19 protein-coding genes and 1 tRNA gene are annotated in these 16,460 nt (G+C 66.3%); 13 read left to right on the forward strand and 7 right to left on the reverse strand.

The window, feature by feature from the left end:
* Positions 1 to 49: 49 nt before the first annotated feature.
* The 3 genes from K7711_RS21545 to K7711_RS21555 form a co-directional block, all read right to left on the reverse strand.
* Positions 50 to 1,102 (reverse strand): glycoside hydrolase family 183 protein, encoded by a 1,053-nt coding sequence (locus tag K7711_RS21545; protein ID WP_222971327.1) that lies wholly within the window; start codon positions 1,100 to 1,102, stop codon positions 50 to 52.
* Between the two features lie 265 nt (positions 1,103 to 1,367).
* Positions 1,368 to 2,111, reverse strand: a complete 744-nt coding sequence (locus K7711_RS21550) for a crotonase/enoyl-CoA hydratase family protein (protein WP_222971204.1) — start codon at positions 2,109 to 2,111, stop codon at positions 1,368 to 1,370.
* Positions 2,108 to 2,893 (reverse strand): alpha/beta fold hydrolase, encoded by a 786-nt coding sequence (locus tag K7711_RS21555; RefSeq protein ID WP_308014862.1) that lies wholly within the window; start codon positions 2,891 to 2,893, stop codon positions 2,108 to 2,110. The genes K7711_RS21550 and K7711_RS21555 overlap by 4 nt, the downstream gene beginning before the upstream one ends.
* A 74-nt stretch (positions 2,894 to 2,967) precedes the next feature.
* On the opposite strand from K7711_RS21555, the gene K7711_RS21560 reads away from it, so the two are divergent.
* From K7711_RS21560 to K7711_RS21570, 3 genes are all read left to right on the forward strand, one after another.
* Positions 2,968 to 3,192 carry a hypothetical protein gene (locus K7711_RS21560; RefSeq protein WP_222971206.1) on the forward strand — a complete coding sequence of 75 codons (225 nt, stop codon included), beginning with the start codon at positions 2,968 to 2,970 and terminating at the stop codon, positions 3,190 to 3,192.
* Entirely contained in the window at positions 3,179 to 3,475 is a 297-nt protein-coding gene (locus K7711_RS21565; protein WP_222971207.1) for a hypothetical protein, read from the forward strand. Before K7711_RS21560 ends, K7711_RS21565 begins: the two co-directional genes overlap by 14 nt.
* Positions 3,476 to 3,594: 119 nt before the next feature.
* Positions 3,595 to 3,915, forward strand: coding sequence for a hypothetical protein (locus K7711_RS21570; RefSeq protein WP_040828866.1), 321 nt, complete (start codon positions 3,595 to 3,597; stop codon positions 3,913 to 3,915).
* Between the two features lie 295 nt (positions 3,916 to 4,210).
* Here the strand turns inward: K7711_RS21570 and K7711_RS21575 are convergent, their stop codons facing one another.
* Complete coding sequence (locus K7711_RS21575; protein ID WP_222971208.1) at positions 4,211 to 4,558, reverse strand: hypothetical protein; 348 nt, start codon at positions 4,556 to 4,558, stop codon at positions 4,211 to 4,213.
* Here K7711_RS21575 and K7711_RS21580 point away from each other — a divergent pair.
* Both K7711_RS21580 and K7711_RS21585 read left to right on the forward strand, forming a co-directional pair.
* Complete coding sequence (locus tag K7711_RS21580; RefSeq protein ID WP_222971209.1) at positions 4,536 to 5,612, forward strand: lipase family protein; 1,077 nt, start codon at positions 4,536 to 4,538, stop codon at positions 5,610 to 5,612. The two genes, K7711_RS21575 and K7711_RS21580, sit on opposite strands and share 23 nt — an antisense overlap.
* 328 nt (positions 5,613 to 5,940) lie before the next feature.
* Positions 5,941 to 7,059 (forward strand): alkane 1-monooxygenase, encoded by a 1,119-nt coding sequence (locus tag K7711_RS21585; protein WP_235747521.1) that lies wholly within the window; start codon positions 5,941 to 5,943, stop codon positions 7,057 to 7,059.
* A 112-nt stretch (positions 7,060 to 7,171) separates the two neighbouring features.
* Here the strand turns inward: K7711_RS21585 and K7711_RS21590 are convergent, their stop codons facing one another.
* Positions 7,172 to 7,537, reverse strand: coding sequence for a hypothetical protein (locus K7711_RS21590; protein ID WP_222971211.1), 366 nt, complete (start codon positions 7,535 to 7,537; stop codon positions 7,172 to 7,174).
* Positions 7,538 to 7,755: 218 nt separating this feature from the next.
* Between K7711_RS21590 and K7711_RS21595 the strand changes: the two genes are divergently transcribed.
* Both K7711_RS21595 and K7711_RS21600 read left to right on the forward strand, forming a co-directional pair.
* The gene (locus K7711_RS21595; protein WP_222971212.1) at positions 7,756 to 8,145 is read left to right on the forward strand and encodes an FHA domain-containing protein; all 390 of its coding nucleotides are present in this window, start codon (positions 7,756 to 7,758) and stop codon (positions 8,143 to 8,145) included.
* A gap of 200 nt (positions 8,146 to 8,345) precedes the next feature.
* Complete coding sequence (locus tag K7711_RS21600) at positions 8,346 to 8,792, forward strand: hypothetical protein (RefSeq protein ID WP_222971213.1); 447 nt, start codon at positions 8,346 to 8,348, stop codon at positions 8,790 to 8,792.
* A gap of 264 nt (positions 8,793 to 9,056) precedes the next feature.
* Here K7711_RS21600 and K7711_RS21605 read toward each other — a convergent pair.
* Positions 9,057 to 9,127 (reverse strand) — tRNA-Gly (locus K7711_RS21605).
* A 487-nt stretch (positions 9,128 to 9,614) separates the two neighbouring features.
* On the opposite strand from K7711_RS21605, the gene K7711_RS48470 reads away from it, so the two are divergent.
* The 3 genes from K7711_RS48470 (at position 9,615) to K7711_RS21615 (ending at position 11,499) form a co-directional block, all read left to right on the forward strand.
* The gene (locus K7711_RS48470; RefSeq protein ID WP_268929392.1) at positions 9,615 to 9,740 is read left to right on the forward strand and encodes a hypothetical protein; all 126 of its coding nucleotides are present in this window, start codon (positions 9,615 to 9,617) and stop codon (positions 9,738 to 9,740) included.
* 101 nt (positions 9,741 to 9,841) lie between these two features.
* A complete protein-coding gene (locus K7711_RS21610) occupies positions 9,842 to 10,042 on the forward strand; it encodes a hypothetical protein (RefSeq protein ID WP_222971214.1) in 201 nt (66 codons plus the stop codon).
* 5 nt (positions 10,043 to 10,047) lie between these two features.
* Positions 10,048 to 11,499: a sodium:solute symporter family protein gene (locus tag K7711_RS21615; protein WP_222971215.1), complete on the forward strand. Its 1,452-nt coding sequence runs from the start codon at positions 10,048 to 10,050 to the stop codon at positions 11,497 to 11,499.
* Positions 11,500 to 11,586: 87 nt separating this feature from the next.
* Here K7711_RS21615 and K7711_RS21620 read toward each other — a convergent pair whose 3' ends face one another.
* Positions 11,587 to 12,840, reverse strand: a complete 1,254-nt coding sequence (locus K7711_RS21620) for a metal-dependent hydrolase family protein (RefSeq protein WP_222971216.1) — start codon at positions 12,838 to 12,840, stop codon at positions 11,587 to 11,589.
* 191 nt (positions 12,841 to 13,031) lie between these two features.
* Between K7711_RS21620 and K7711_RS21625 the strand changes: the two genes are divergently transcribed.
* Genes K7711_RS21625 through K7711_RS21635 form a run of 3 tightly spaced genes read left to right on the forward strand, consistent with a single transcriptional unit; the run spans position 13,032 to position 15,942 of the window.
* Positions 13,032 to 14,294: a metal-dependent hydrolase family protein gene (locus tag K7711_RS21625; RefSeq protein ID WP_222971217.1), complete on the forward strand. Its 1,263-nt coding sequence runs from the start codon at positions 13,032 to 13,034 to the stop codon at positions 14,292 to 14,294.
* Positions 14,295 to 14,333: 39 nt separating this feature from the next.
* Entirely contained in the window at positions 14,334 to 15,134 is an 801-nt protein-coding gene (locus tag K7711_RS21630) for an alpha/beta fold hydrolase (RefSeq protein ID WP_222971218.1), read from the forward strand.
* Positions 15,135 to 15,162: 28 nt separating this feature from the next.
* A complete protein-coding gene (locus K7711_RS21635) occupies positions 15,163 to 15,942 on the forward strand; it encodes an IclR family transcriptional regulator (protein ID WP_222971219.1) in 780 nt (259 codons plus the stop codon).
* Positions 15,943 to 16,460 lie beyond the last annotated feature (518 nt).

A 16,460-nucleotide genomic window follows, 5' to 3' on the forward strand; every position in this document is an offset into this window, starting at 1 on the left:
ACCGGGGTTAATAGGGCCCCGGCCCGCCGCAGCGAAGCGGAGGCCAAAGTTACAGCGTGGTGTGCATCAGGACAACGTTGTACTGGCTGTGGACCGTGGTGAGGAAGTACAGGTCGCGGCCGGTTTGGTACGGGAAGATCGACGGGGCGTAGGCGGTGGGTAGTTCGCGGGCGTCGATCAGGACCTCCGGTGCGCTCCACGGGCCCTGTGGGGAGGAGGCCCGACGCAGGACGACGGAGTTGAACGGATCGGTCGTCAGCATCAGGTACTGCCCGAGGTATTGGTTCCACATCACCGACAGCTCGCCCACACCGCCCGCGATGGGTGCGGCGGCGTTCGCGTCACCGCGTCGCCAGCGCCCGCCGTCCCAGTATTCGTACGCGCCGAGATTCTGAATATCGTGTTCGGCCACCCGGGCCACATACGCGGCGTGGTTGCGCCCGGACTGGGTGCCGTACTCGTAGACGTAGCCGCCGGATTTGGCGAACGCGTTCATCTGGAATTTGGCGTTCCCACCGGAATTGGGGCGTCGGGTGAATCCCAGATCCGCCCAGGTTTCACCGTTGTCCGCCGAGGCGCCCAGCCCGGAATAGTTGGTCGTCCACTGGCCGTCCTTATCCCAGCTGCGCACCGACATCAGGCTCATGTATTGCACCCCGCCGACTTCGATGCCCGCGGTCGGGATTCGGCTGATCTCGATGAACGGGATCTTCGGGCTGGGAATCAGATCGCGTGCCTGGCCCAGTGCGTCGCGCACGACGCTGTCGTAGAAGATGCCGTTGGCGGGATTGTGGGTGTGGCTGCGCACCAGGATATTGCTGCGCCAGGCCCAGGTGCTGCCGGCCAGCAGGTTCGGCAGCCCGAGTCCGGCCGAATCGCCGAATGCGGTGAGCATTTGGCCTCTGCCGTTGTCCCACATGATGCCCAGATCGGTACCGAGGACGTTGTAGTTCTGCGTGTTGTTGGGGCTCATCATGCCGGTCACCTGGAATATCGCACGGCTGCGACCGACCAGGTGCGGCAGGCCACTGGTCCCGTTCAATACGGGAATGGGGTTGATGGCGTTGGGATTCGCGTCGGCGGGCGCGGTCATGGTCAACATCACCGCCGAACCCGCGGCTATCGCGGACAGCAGGATCGATACTGCTCTGGACAACGTGGTCGGCCTTCCCGAGTCGTGTCGAGTCGGGCGGCCGATACCGGTGGAGACTCAGAGCGGCCACACACGATCATCGACTGGTTGGCAAAATGTGAAATACAAACTGCGCACATTCGGCACGGGTTTAGCTACCCCGGCGACGGGGGTACTGCAGATATCGACCGGTGTGCATTGCCACCGGCTTCGTAGCGTACAGCCGGTACGCAGATTACCTGCGAAAACGTGCTTGGCGAAGTATCAAGGGCAGCTGAGTCGCGCGTTCGATGCCGAAAGCGCGTCGGGCCGACGCATTCCAGGTCCGGTCGAACAATCGTTTGGCGGCGGCGACCGCGTGCGGTGAACGTTCGGCGATCCGCTCGGTCAGCTGCTGCGCGGTCGCGATCGGATCCTCGCTGACCTCGGTGATCAGGCCGATACGTGCGGCGTGCGCGGCGTCCACCCGATCGGCGGTCATGGTCAGCAGCAGCGCTTTGTCCAGGCCGATCAGCCGCGACAACGTCGCCGCGCCGGTCATATCCGGAATCAGGCCGTGCCGCACTTCCATCACCGAGAAATCCGAATCCGGTGTGGCGAAACGGAAGTCGGCCGCCAAAGCGAGTTGCAGGCCGCCGCCGTAGCAATGCCCGTGCACGGCCGCGACGACCGGTTGCGGCAGTCGCCGCCACGCCCAGCAGGCTTCCTGGAAAGAATTGGTGCCGCGCAATGGATTCGGCAGGAAATTGCGCGCCACGCCCAGCGGATTGCCCATCGTCCCCGCGATATCCAGACCGCTGGAGAAACTCGGACCGTTTCCGCGCAGGATTACCGCGCGAATATCCTTGCGGTTCTGGATCAATCGCGCCACGCGGGTGAGTTCGCGCAGCATCTCGATGGTGAGACCGTTGTGTTTGTCGGGACGGTCCAGGGCGACCTCGGCACGGTTCCCGTCGATGGTCAGCGCGACCGGGCTCATCGGTCCGCCGCGGCGATCTGCTCGAGGATGGCCTGCGCGCAGCGATCGGGATCGTCGTAGAACGGGGTATGGCCGCTGCCGGGCAGGGTGAGGTGCCGCGCCTCGGGCAGCCGCGCGCGGGCGCGCCGGCTCTGGGTGGCGTAGGTGAGCAGGACGTCACGATTACCCCACGCGATGGTGACCGGGATGCGGGCCAGGCGTCCGGAGTCCTGCAGGCGGGCGTGGTCGAAGGAGGCCAACGCCGGTGCGAATCCGGGGGAGTCGATCGCGCCGAGGGCGGTGGCGAGTGCGATGTCGCCGCCCACGGCCCACGGCTTGCCGAAGACCAGGCTCAGGAATGCGGCGCGTCCGGCGGGCGTGCCCAGGATCGAGGGCAGCGCGGGCCGCAGCATCCGGCCGAGCGTCGCGGACTGACCGAGGGACTGCTGACACCAGACGCGTCCGGCGGTGGCCCAGAATCCGATCGGCGAGAAGGCAGTCACCGAACGAGCCAGACCGCGGGCGGCCAGGTTCAGCACGATCAGCCCGCCCATGGAATTGCCCGCCAGATGCGGTGTGTCCAGGCCGTTCTCGGTGAGGAAGGCGGCCAACGCGTCGGTGAGCATGTCGACGGTGGTGTGCGCCAGTGGTTCGGATTCGCCGAATCCGGGCAGATCCACCGCGTAGACCTCGAACGATTGCGCCAGCCGGTCGATCACCGGCTCCCATACCTGCCAGCGGCTGCCGACGCCGTGGACCAGGACCAGAGGCTCCCCGCTGCCGACGCGGTGGTGATTCAGCACGCGCACAGGGTAGCAACGGTTGGCGTCATGCCAACAGTGTTCGTTTCGTGCGTTTCGGCGGTACGATAATTGGTATGGCTACCCGTAAGGTGACGTTGTCACTCGATGCGGCGGCCTGGTCGTTCGCCGAGCAGGCCGCGGAGCGTGCGGGAATGTCCCCGTCCGCGTGGATATCTCGTGCCGCCCGGCGCGAAGCGGTGCGCACCGGTTGTGCTGCCGTGCCCGATCCGGCGGCCGCCGCGGCCGCCGAGGAGGCCGAACTCGCGGCCGCCGAGGAGTTGATGCGTGCGCAAGGGTGAACTGTGGATCTACAATCCGCACGGTTTGCCTCGGCGTCGCAACGTCGTCCTGATCTCGAGTGACGGCATCAACGAGTCGCCGCGCCCCTGGCTGATCGCCGCCGAACTGCTCGACGAGGATCCGCAGGACATCCTGGCCGTGTCGATTCCCGGTCACGGCTGGGTGCACGCGGGCAATCTGGGCCGCATCTATCGAGGTTGGCTGGCCGAACGCATAGCCGCGGTCGAGGACGACACCCTGGAGCGACTCGATACCGCGCTGCGTGCCGCGATGGATCTGTAGCGCCCGCGGATTGTGGATTGTCACCTCCGACTGTCCTGGAGCCGTGGGATGCGGCAGTATCACCACGGCGGTTGTGTGTCGCCGCCGTAGCCGTATTTGACGAGAATCGAGGAAATCAGTTGAGGATTACGCTGATCGCCGCCGCGTTGGTCGCTGTGCCCCTGCTGGCGGGCTGTGGCTCGAGCAACGCCCAGCCCGAGGTCACCCAGGCGGATCTGTCCAAGGCGTTGCAGAGCAGCGGTCTGAACGACCCGAAGCTGGCCGACTGCGCCGCGAAGATCTATGTCGGCGAAGGCATCTCGCAGGACGGACTGCGCCTGATGACCAAGCCCGGCACCGATACCAACAAACTCGACTCCGCCACCATGGGCCTGAGCAAGGACGACGCCGCCAAGGCCAAGTCCGCCACCCAGAAGATCCTCACCGACTGCATCAAGTAGCGCGTGTCGCCCCGGCCGGTGCGTCCGCGCCCGGCCGGGTAGCGCAATCCGCCGCGGTTCGCCCTCGCGACCGCGCGGGATTCACCCGACTCCTCGTTTTGATTCTCCCGTATCGACTTTCGTGCGCCGGTGGTGCTTCGAAGGGCCTTTCGTCGTCGCCACGGGCGTAATTCGCGGTCTTTCACATGGTTTCGCCGGTCGCGCGAAACAGCAATGGCGTCCTCTCGGTGGAATTCGATCGATTGTCCGATCCGACCGGCGATCTGGCTCAGCTGTGCTCCGGTGATGTCCTAAGCTATGCCCACGGCACCACGAATTGTATGTACGACCGGTTCTGCGCTCGAACACGGATTCGGTATCCGATCCGGATCCAGTTGCTCTGGATAACCCAATCGCAGAAAGGATCGAATATGAGGAGCGGGAAACGCGCCTGGGTCGCAGCGTTGTCAGGAACCCTCATCGTGGCCGGCGGTGCGGCGATCGCCACACCACAGGCCTGGTCGAAGCCGGCGGCGCCACAGTCCGGAGGAACTCTGGGATCCATCATCCGGGCCGACACGTCGCAGATGAATTTCTCGGCGCCCGGAATCCCGGGCACCGTTCCGGCGAGATCGACACGCATGACGTACGCCAGCAGCACCACCAACAACTCGCCGACCTCGGTGGTGGGAACGTATCTGGAGCCGCTGCAGCCGTGGACCGGTCCCGGGGCACGTCCGCTGATCGCGTACGCGGGCGGCACGCAGGGGCAGAGTGATCAGTGCGCGCCTTCGGCGATGTTGTCGCAGGGTGTGCAGTTCCAGCCGCCTGCCGACGCGATCGTCGAATACGACCTCGCCCCGATCTATCAGATGCTGGCGCGCGGTATGGGGGTGGTGATCACCGATTACCACGACATGGGTGCACCGGGTATCCACGATTTCCTGAACCGCAAGACGCAGGGGTACGCGGTGCTGGACTCCGCGCGCGCCGCGTTGCGGTTGCCCGGCAGCGGCCTGAATCCCCGCTCGCCGGTCATGCTCTACGGCTACTCCCAGGGCGGTATGGGCGCCGGCGCGGCGGCCGAATTGCAACCGAAGTACGCCCCTGATCTGAATGTGCGCGGGGCGTATGTCGGTGCGCCCCTGGTGGATCCCGAGTTCTACATCGGTCGCAACGACGGGCGTCCCGGCGTCGCACCGGCCATCGCGTGGATCCTGAACGGCATCGCCGCCGATTACCCGGACACCCGCCCGGCGCTCGATGCCGCGCTGAACAATACCGGGAAAGGGATCCTGCACGATTCGATGGGCAAATGCGGCGGTGGCCTCGGCAGCAGTTTCGTGCAGCCGCAGAACACCTCCCGATGGACCACCAGTGGACAACCGATAACGGCCGTGATCGATCGCACCCCGGTGCTGAAGAGGGCGTTCGACGAGCAGCGGCTCGGCGGCCTGGGCCCGTCGGTACCGGTGCGCGTCTACGCTGCCCGCAACGATGATGCGATGCCGTATCCGCTCGTCCGTACCCTGGCCGCGAGCTGGTGTGGGCACGGCACGCCCGTGCAGTTCCAGGTCGACGGGTCGCTGCCGCCGATGTCCGGCATCGTCGGCACACACGACCTGGCCTTCTTCCCCTCCGCGGCCGATTCGCAGCAGTGGATCACCGATCGGCTGGCCAATGTGCCCGCTCCGGTGAATTGCGGCGCGCTGCCGTAGGCGCCGGAGGAACGATCGATTTCGGCACGTCGATATCCCGGTCCGGACAGCCGGGTTGTCGGTTCGAACGAATAACGCCGGTAACGGGTCGGCCCACGGGCATAATTGCCCTGGTCCGACCCGGCCGTGTGTCTAGAGGAAAAAGTCCTTCGTTCGTAGTGAATTAATTTCCGAGCATAAAGTGCGAATGCCCGGTCATTCAGGTGTTTTCAATTTTCCGTTGGCACGCGACAGCAGGGCCGCTACCGTGGGAGAGTCGGCGCATTACTCCTGCTGTCGGACATGCCTTCGAATGATCGTTTATCGGGCTTGGTGGGGCGAAACGGTTATGACGGATATGGAAAACATCGCTGTTCGCGATCGGAAGCGCTATCTCTGGGTTCTGGGTACGATAGCGCCCGCATCTGCACTGTTTCCGGCGCAACTGGTCCAGATCACCGGACTCGAACTGTTCTGGTGGATCGGCCCGATCTTCGTGCTGGTGGTGATACCGCTGCTGGACGTCGCCGTGGGGCGCGACAGCGGCAACATGAGCGAGCAGGACTACGAGGTGTTGTCCGACGATCATTACTATCGTTGGTGCACTTACCTTTTCCTGCCGATACAGTTCGCCGGCCTGGCCGTCGCAGGTTATATGTGGTCCAGCCCCGAATTGAGTCTCGTCGACAAACTGGGGTTGACCGTGACGGTCGGGATCGTATCCGGCATCGGGATAAATACGGCCCACGAGCTCGGCCATCGAGCCGAACATCTCGAACGCCGCCTGGCGAAGATCGCACTGGCGCAATCCGGATACGGGCACTTCTACGTCGAACACAACCGCGGCCACCACGTCCGCGTCGCCACGCCCGAGGATCCGGCGAGCGCCCGCTTCGGTGAGTCGCTGTGGGGGTTCCTGCCGCGCAGCGTCTTCGGTGGTTTTCGATCGGCGCTGTCCCTGGAACGGGAACGTCTGTCCCGTAAGGGAAAACGATGGTTCAGCCGGGAGAACAATCTGCTGCAGGCGTGGTCGTTGACCGCCGTGCTGTTCGGCGCGATGATCCTGGCCTTCGGGTACACCATCATCCCGTTCCTGGCGTTGCAGGCCGTGATCGGCTTCGGATTGCTCGAGACGGTGAACTACCTGGAGCACTACGGCCTGAAGCGCGCCCGCCGGACCGACGGCCGCTACGAGCGATGCTCACCACGCGACAGTTGGAACAGCGACCGCCTCGTCACGAACGTCCTGCTGTTCCATCTCCAGCGGCACAGCGACCACCACGCCAACCCCGGCCGCCGCTACCAGACCCTGCGCAGTCCCGAACAGGCGCCGCAGCTGCCGTACGGCTACGCCACCATGATGGTGCTCGCCTTCATTCCGCCGCTGTGGCGCGCGGTCATGGACCACCGGGTCGTGGACCACTACGACGGGGACATGACGTTGGTGAACGTGAAACCCGGGGGATGAACGCAGCGCAGTGCCGTAGCGATCGCGTCGATCACCTGTCGACGAGTGTGCCGCGGCGAGACTGCACGACGAATCTCTCATCGAGATCCGTTGTGTGAGAACAGTATACGAGTCAGCCGGTGATGAGCGTGTTCATGCGCTCGACCCCGAGGTCCCCGGGGAGACGGTGTCGCGCGCGTTCGAGCACGCGTTCGCCTTCCACGGTGATGACCTGCGCGATCAGGCGCACGGCGCTGTCTATGCCGTCGAGGTGCCGCAGGTTCGGCACGATGACCGCCGCCCCCGGCCTCGCGTGCAGCTCGCGCACGATCGTGGTGAGCGGGAATTCGACTCGGGCGTCCAGGTAGACGAGATCTGTGACGTTGTAACCGAGACGCTCGCCGACCTCGTACAGGTCGCGTATGTTGTTCCCGCGTCGAATCGCGATGCGCAGAAAGGGGATTGCGATCCTCTGCGCCGGATATATATCGATCTCCATAGATGTGCGCTGCCTTCTGTCGGATGTGACGGATGGTGCGTACTCGGTCGTCCTCTCGCATCGACTTTCGTACGAATACCGGTCTGCTGGAAGGGTCTTTCGTCATTGATCCGGACGGTTCGATTCTCGGCCGGTAGTTTCGTGATGGTGCCGGGCGAGCCCGATCCGGCACTGTGGACCGAATTTGTTGTTGAGCAGGGACTTTTGAGGAGGAATAGGTGCTCGAACTGACCATGGCGACGGTGTCCGGGTCGGAGGCCGCCACGGGCGGCATGATGATGGCCGATGCCCCGAGCGAGGCGGGCGCCGTGTTGCGCGTGGGGCGCGACAAGTCGGTGTGCCGGATCGTCGTGCCGGGTGACTGGGTGTTCGTCTCCCCGGTTCACCTGGAGTTCGCGTGTGGTCCCGAGGGGACCTGGGAGGTGAGCTGGGCGCCGGATTCGGAGGCCGCGCCGGCTTCCGAGGTGCGGGTGGTCGTGGGCAACCTCGGCCAGTCCCTGGAACAGGGCGGGGTGGTCGCGCTGCCGAGGGGCGGGCACGGTGAGATCACCATCTCGGATCGCAGCGCGCCTCGCAGCGTCAACATGGGCTTCTATCACGAGCTCTGAGTCGGCGGTTCGCGCAGTGCCCGGGGGAGGTGCGTCGTCTTGGGACGGCGCACCACTACCGGGCCAACTGTGCTGATCCGGCCAGCTCGGTGGAAGTGATGTCGGGTAGGGCCCAACGCGGTTACTTTTGCCGCTCACGTCGCACGGCCCAGCAGACATATCGTCCACATGAGGCGAGTGCGTCGAGAGGAGGTCAACGCATGCCCGCTGTCGCTGACCTCGCCCTGGGGCTGGCGCCCATCGCCGGTGGATTGGCTCTCGGCGCCGCGGCGGGATATCTGAAGGGCCCCGACGTCCGCAAGGCGATCAAGCAGGACATGGAACTACTGGACCGCCTGTCGCCGCAGGATGTGGAGCGGCGAGCCGAACTCCAGCGAAGCATCGATATCCGTATCGACGACCTGGTCGCCACCGTCCACCGATACCGCCCGCTCCGCAGAGCAGCCGCCTCCTATCGCGCCGGTTTGCGCGACATCCTGCTGTTCATCAGCGCAATCCTGTTCACGGGAGTGTGGTGGAGCGTCGATCATCACAAAGCCAGCTGGCTACCGCTGTTCGTCGTGCTCATCGTCATCACGGTATGGGCGGCCTTCTACGCGCTGAGCGGTCTCCTCGGATCCCTGCTCAGTTTCCGCCACCGGAGCTGATCCGCCGGTGCCGCTCAGCCTTCGAGCCATCCTCGGCGGTTGCGCTCTTCGTGGTAGGCGTTCGTCCTCTTCCGCGTACCGGTCGTTCTGGTCGACTCGTACCGTGCCCGCCTACGCTGCGTCGGCATCGGCGAACGCCGAGATCGCCTCGACGTGGTTGCAGAGCGCCGAAACGGTGGGGCATGGATTGGAATGAAGCCTCACCCTCGTGCTGAGCGGGGCGGCCGAGATTACGGAAAACTCTGGCGGAGGGGCATTTTCGAGAGCCGGTGACGGGAATCGAACCCGCACTCTCAGCTTGGGAAGCTGATGTTCTACCACTAAACTACACCGGCATTCGGCCCTATCGGACCCGCTGAGAAGATAGCAGACGAGTTCGGCGGATTCCCAACTTCGCAGGTAGAAGCGGTGGCTGGTCGGACGAGGTGGATGTCGGCTGCTGTCCGTTGCTCGGGAGGGCGATGTTCGGGTTCCGAACTGTACCGACTGCGTTGTCGCCGTCGCCGCGGTGGGGCGCTGAGCGCGGCTCAGAATCCGAGTCTCCAGTTAACGGCGTTGACCTGACCTTATAAGCGGGCGCAGCGCGGCTCGTGTGACTCTCTGCGGCCCCGGATCATTCGCCGTCGATCGGTGTCGACTTGCCCAAGTGTGCTGGGTCGCAAAGCTTTCCCCACGATTTCACCTGAATTCCGGGTCGCTGGATATCTTCGAAGTCAGGGGTGTACTTATTCGCGTGACCTTTTGGCTACTACCAGCTTGAACACATCCAGAATTTAACTGGGGCGCAGTCGGTTTCGCGTGTCATTGCGGCAGGTTCTCGCGGTGACATTCGAGCAGCGCGGTGGTGAGCTGGCTGCTGGACCAGCGCATCGTGCCCGGGGCGATCTGGCGGCGGTGCGGGTTGGGGAAGCCGAGATCGGCGGCGGGCGCGATACCAGGATGGGATAGGCGGCTTCCCGGAGTTCCGTCTACCGGAACTCTCGCCTTGTTCGCCGTCCCGATCGTCCGAATAATCGTGCCAATTCATCGGAAGCGCCCCCAGGAGAGGCATGAGAAATACCTGGAGACGCTGGCTGCTCCTCGCGATCCCACCCGTTCTCTACGCGCTGGGCCTGGCCCTGCCGGCCGTGAACGGTCCACAGCTATGGCTCGGTCTGCCGAGTCTCATGTGGTGGGTCTGTCTCTGCGCGGTCTCGGTCAGTGCGGTACTCGTAGTCGTCGAGCGGTCCAAGGGAGGTGACGAGGAGTGAACTCCATGTCGGCCGTCATGATTGGCGGCATCCTCGTGATCGGATTGCTCGGGTTCATCGGCCGCCGCGGGGCCAGCACCGACATCGACGGGTGGGCGGTCGGCGGCCGCAGACTCGGTATGGCCGCCACTTGGCTGCTGCAGGCCGGCGAGGCGTTCACCACGTTCACATTCGTGGGTCTGGTGGCGCTGAGCGCCAGCGTGGGCAATGGCGCTCTCTATCCGCTGATCTACACACCGCTCGCGTTTCTCGGCCTGTACCTGGTGGCTCCGGTGCTGCGCCGGAGGTCCGCCGCGGCGGGATATCTGACGCAGGGTGATTTCTTCGAGGGTGTGTACGGCAGCCGGTTCCTCGGCTGGCTGGTCGGTGTGATGGGGACGGTGTTTCTGCTGCCCTACCTGCAGTTGCAGATCACCGGACTGGGGCAGATCGTCCGGTTCGCCACCGGTGACCAGCGGTCCGCGCACTGGAGCATGATCGGCGGGACGGTGCTGGTTGTCGCGTTCGTGCTGTGGGCGGGGTTGCGCGGCGTGGCCACCACGTCCTATTTCAAGGACGCCATCATGCTTGTGGTGCTGGCGCTGCTGGTGGTCGTCCTGCCGCTGCATTTCTCCGGCGGGATCTCCGGACTGTTCGCGAAGGCGCATGCGGCGATGCCGCAGAGCCTGTATGTGCACGCGGGCGCGCACGACATGACGTGGTTCGTCAGCAGCGTGCTGGTGAGCACGATCGGCCTGGTTTTCGTCACGTCCCCGCACAACTGGCCGAGCATTCTCAGCGCGCGCAACGCGAAGGTGCTGCGGCGGAACTATATTGTGCTGCCGCTGTATTCGGTCTGCCTGGTGATGCCGATCGTGCTGGGTTTCGTCGCGATGACCGTGCTGCGCGGTTCGGGTAACGCCAATTCCGCTCTGTTCACCCTGGCCGGTCGGGCGCTGCCCGGATGGCTGGTGGGCGTCATCGCGGTGGGCGGGATCGCGGCAGCGATGGTGCCGGCGGCCGGGCTGCTGGTGGGCATCTGCCCATTGGTGGCGCGCAACGTGGTCCGGGTGCGCTCGGAGCGCGGGCAGTACTGGGCCAGCCAGGGCACGGTCGTCGTGCTCACCGGGCTCGCCCTCGTGCTGGCGCTGGCCCGCCCGGACTCGCTGGCCAATCTGCTGCTGCTGACCTACACCGGACTGTGCCAACTGGCCCCCGCGACCATCGCCGCGCTGGGCCGCGGGAGGACGCTGATGGGTGCGGCGAGCGCGGTGAGCGGGATCGTGGCGGGGGTTGCGGTGGTCATCGCGTTGACCTTCAGCCCGGAGGTGAATCTGGGGCACATCTCCCCGGGGCTGGTAGGTCTAGCGGCGAACCTCGTGGTCACGGTGGGTGTGGAGACGATTCGACGATTGCTGGGGCGGCTGCCGGTGGAGGTGCCTTCGGTGCCGGAGACCGCCGAGGTAGCGAGTTCCTGAGCGCGCATCACACAGCAGGGCCGGGTCCGTGGGACCCGGCCCCGCTGTTTCTCGTCAGCTCACGACTTCACCTCGCTGGCCGCTCGTTCACAGCGTGTTCTTGCGGATGACGCCCTCCTGCACCACCACCTGGACGTTCTCCGGCTTGCCCAGCAGGCCGATGTCCGCCAACGGGTCGCCCTCGCACAGGATCAGGTCGGCGAGCTTCCCGGTTTCGAGGGTACCCAGACAGTCGTCCAGGCCCAGAAGCTCGGCTGAGGTGCGGGTGCCCGCGATGATCGCGTCCATCGGGCGCATGCCGAGGTCGGCGAGGTAGGACAACTCCATCAGGTTCTGCCCGTGTGGGCAGACCGCCGCGTCCGTACCCAGGGCGATCCGCGCCCCCTGCTCGATGGCCCGGCCGATGTTCTCCTTGGTGATACCGGACCAGCGGATCTTCTTCTGGTAGTGGTACTCGGGCATGGTGTCCCTGTTGATGCCCGCGTAGACGGTGGACAGCGTGGGGACGACGTACGTCCCGCGCTCACCAGCGAGTTCGAGCGCCTGAGCATCCAGTCCGTAGCCGTGCTCGACGCTGGTGACCCCGCCGCGAATGGCGTTGAGGATGCCGGCCGTGCCCTGAGCGTGCGCGGCCACCGGCTTGCCGCCGTGGCGGCGGGCCTCGTCCACTACCACCCGGATCTCCTCCTCGCGCAGGCCCTCGTCATCGGGCTGGTCGTAGGGGCTGGCCATACCGCCGGTGGCACACACCTTGATGACGTCGGCGCCGTCCCGGATCACTTTGCGGACCGCAAGCCGGCATTCCTCCTCGGTGTCCGCGATCTCGGACATACCGCCGCTGAGGTCGTGGCCGTCGGGCAGGCGGACGTCGCCGTGGCCGCCGGTGTGGCTGATGATGCGGACGGCGGTGTGCAGGCGCGGGCCGACGACACGTCCGGCAGCCACTGCCCGGCCGTAGCCGGAGGGGAGCCCGCCGAGGTCGCGGGCGGTGGTGATGCCCGCGTTCAGGGTGAGCTCGAGCCGGTCCAGCGTGTCCAGGGTGAGCATCAGCGGGTCGAGTTCGCCCCGGCGGAAGTGAGGCTGGCCGTGCGCGAAGCTCAGGTGGGTATGGCAGTCGAAGAAGCCAGGCAGGACCGTGCGGCCACCGGCGTCGAGTTCCGGTGTTCCCGTGGGGATCGCGGGCGCGCCGGCGATCGGACCTGCGTAGGCGATCCGCCCGTTCTCGACCAGGATCACGGCGTCCTGGACAGGGGCGGCGCCGGTGCCGTCGATGAGGCGGGCGCTGTGCACGCGGAGGGTGCCGGAGGTCGTGGATGTACTGCTGGTCGCGGTTGCTGCCATGGGTGTCTCGTCATCCTCGGGTGAATAGCGGAATGCCCTCGCGGGCAGATGTGTGCTCTTGCGTGTATAAGACAAGCCCGCAGGTCGGGACCAGCGGCTGGTTCCGGAGAATGGAACTGTTCGCTGGTGCCGGGGTGGGGCGGGCGTGTTCGATACGAGTCCGGAAGCACGCCCCCGGCAAGGAAGTCCGTATGACAGATCGAGTAGTCCTCACCCACGCCACCCTCGTCGACGGCACCGGGGCCGAGCCCCGGCCGGATATGACGGTGGTGGTCGAGGGCGAGTACATCAGCGAGGTCGGTCCGTCGGGCACGATCTCGGGCGCGCCCGGGGACCTCGTCCACGACCTGCGCGGCGCGACCCTGCTGCCCGGACTGATCGACTGCCATGTCCACCTTCGCGCCAACGCGGCGGCGCGGCCGGCCGATGTCCATCTGTGGAACATGGTCAACTCGGCGGAGACCCAGACTCTGCACGCCTTGGCGAATGCTCGTACCGCGCTGTACAGCGGTTTCACCACGGTTCGCGATATGGCGGGAAGTCGGCTCGAGGCCGCCGTGCGGGATGCGATCGGTGCTCGGGTGCTGGACGGGGCGCGGGTGGTGGCCGCCGGGCTGGTCGGGATGACGGCCGGGCACGGCGATATGTTCTGCCCGGCCACCATGGACGAGCGCCGGATGTGGGCCCCGGCGGACGGTGTGGACGAATGCCGCAAGCGAGTACGTGAGTACGCCCGGCTCGGCATGGACCTGATCAAGATCTGTACCAGCGGCGGGACGCTATCGGCCGGTGACCGCACCGAGTGGCGCAACTACACCCTGGCCGAGGTGGACACCATCGTCGATGAGGCGCACGCCCTCGGTCTGCGGGTCGCCGCGCACGCGCATACCCGCGCCGGAATCGAGACGGCGCTGACGGCGGGCGTGGACACCCTGGAGCATGGCTCGGAACTGGACGAGCGGCTGGTCGAACGGATGCTCGAGCAGGGCACGGCGCTCTGCCCGACCCTGTCCATCAGCGAGTTCATGGTCGAGCGCGGCCGGGAGCGAGGGCTGGCGCCCGAGCAGTTGGACAAGGCGCGTGCCCTGCGGGAGCGGCGTCTGGAGTCCGTGCGCCTGGCGTACCGGTCGGGGGTGCGGCTGATTGCGGGCACCGACTCCAGCAATACCGTGCGCTTCGGGGCACATGCCCGCGAACTCCAGCTCCTGCACCAGGAGATCGGGCTGTCCCCACTGGAGGCGCTGACTGCCGCGACCTCCGCCGCCGCCGAGGCGCTGGGCCTCGGGGAGCGTACGGGTGTGGTGGCGCCCGGGCGGTGGGCCGATCTTCTGGTGGTGGACGGCGATCCGGTGCGCGACCTCGGGGTGCTGTCCGAGCCGGGACGGCTGCGGGCGGTGTTCCAAGGCGGTCGGGAGTACGCGCCGGCGGTCCCGGTCGCGCTCGTTACCCCCTGACCCGTTGCTCTGCACGTCACACGAGACAAAGGAGACCCGATGACCGACACCCCACGGATCCAGCGCGGTTACGCGCCGAGTTCCTTCGGGCAGTTGCACTATGCCGAATGCGGCTCCGCGACTCCTATCCTGATGCTGCATCAGACACCACGCTCGTGGACGGAGTACCTCTCCGTGCTTCCCTTGGTCGGCGCCGAATATCGGGCCATTGCCATGGATACCCTCGGATACGGCGGCTCGGCGAAGCCAACCGGCCCGCATTCGGTGGAGCGCTGGGCCGACGCGGCGCAGGAATTCGTCGACGCGCTCGGTCTGGATCGCTTCCATCTGGTCGGCCACCACACCGGCGGGGCCATCGCGGTAGAGCTGGCCGCGCGGCTCGGCGACCGGGTACGGAGCCTGTTGCTGTCCGGCACCCCGTATATCGACGAGGAGAAGCGGCGCACCGCCGGGGAACGCCGGATGGTGGATTACGTCGAACCCCGGCCGGACGGCTCGCATCTGCTCGAACTCTGGAACAACCGGCGGGAGTTCTACCTCCCGGGCGAGGAGGACGCACTCAACCGCTTCATGATCGACGCGCTGACCGTCCTCGACCGGGTGGAGGAGGGCCATGAGGCCGTCCGCCGCTCGATGCTCGACCAGCGGCTGGCCCGGGTTGCCGCCCGGACGCTGGCGATCTGCGCAGAGAACGACCATTTCTCGATGCCCGCACTCGAGAAGTTCGCCACCCTGCATTCCATTCCCACACGGGTGGTCCCCGGCGGGCATGTACCGCTTCCCGAACAGCAGCCGGTGGAATTCGCCCGGATCGTCGTCGAGTGGGCGGCGAAGGATTGATAACCTGCGGGTGATCCAGGAGGCCCCCGTGGCATCGACGACAACGCACGACGACCGCCGCTCGGTGCTGGACAAGGTCACCCGCATTCTCACCGCCTTCCGCGACGAGGATCTCTCGCTCAGCCTCACCGACATCACCCAGCGCACAGGTATCGCCAAGGCCACCACGCACCGGTTGTGCCAGGATCTGATCGCCACCGGTTTGCTCGAGCGCGAGGGCACGCGATATCAGCTGAGTATGAGGCTGTACCAGCTGGGTCTGCGCGCAGCCGGGCAGCGTCTGCTCGGCCGGGCGGCCAGGCCGGTCATGGAGGATCTGGCGCAGCGGCTGAACAACACCGCGGTGCTGCTCGCGGTTCCCCAGGGCGGCGAGCTGCTCTGCATCGAGCATGCGGGAAGTCACCGTATCCGCGTCCGGTCCGCGGAGAGCGGGCGTCAGATGCGGTTGTGCTCCAGTGCCGCCGGGAAGCTGACGGTGGCCATGCTGCCGGCACAGTTCCCGCTCGCCGAGGTCACCACGCGCATCGTGCGCCGGACCCCGCGCACCCTGACCGCGGCCCAGTTCCCCGCCGAGCTGGAACGGATCCGACAGCGCGGGTACGCGACCGAGAGCGAGGAGAGCCGCATCGGCTACCAGGCCGTGGCCGTGCCGGTCCTGGACAACGACCGCACCTACCGGGGCGTGCTGTCGGCGATCGCGCCGACAGCGAGCAGCACTCTGGCCCGGCTGCTGGCCGAACTCACCTCGGCCACCCGGGCGATCTCGGTGCGACTGGCCCGGGAGACGGCGTACGCGGCGCCTCTGTGAGGCCGGCTGGGCCTCGGCGCCGGACGCCGACTCCGCCGATCCGCTCTCCGCGCCTCGCCCAGCAGATCATCGGTCACCGCCCAGTACGCCGATACCGTCAAGCCACCTCTCCCGCCCAGCCGCCAGCACACTCTCACGCACCTGTTTTCCGCTGCCGCAAGGGTTCTCGGGGACACCCCGCTCGAGCAGGTTCACCCCGTCCTCGATCTCCCCCGCAATTGTGCTGCTCAGGGGTGGGGGTTTGGGGCTGGTGGGGGGTGTCGAGGTTCGTGGGTGGATGGGTGGAGGCGGGGTCGAAGTCGGGGTACGGTCCTTGGGTGACCGGGTGGGCGGGTTGTCGCTGGCTTCGGATCATGGTGAGTAGCAGGAGAATTCGAAGTGAATTGCGGACGAACGGGCGTTGACCTGGTAGGTCTTCGCGGGGTGGCGTTTCCGCATGCTCGCGGCACGGGGGTGCGGGGTTCGGTTCTCGTCGTCGATGGCTGAACGCTGATGGATCGGCGTTGGGGGCGTGAGCG

The sequence above is a fragment of the Nocardia coffeae genome (assembly GCF_019890715.1).
Lineage (GTDB): Bacteria > Actinomycetota > Actinomycetes > Mycobacteriales > Mycobacteriaceae > Nocardia > Nocardia jiangxiensis.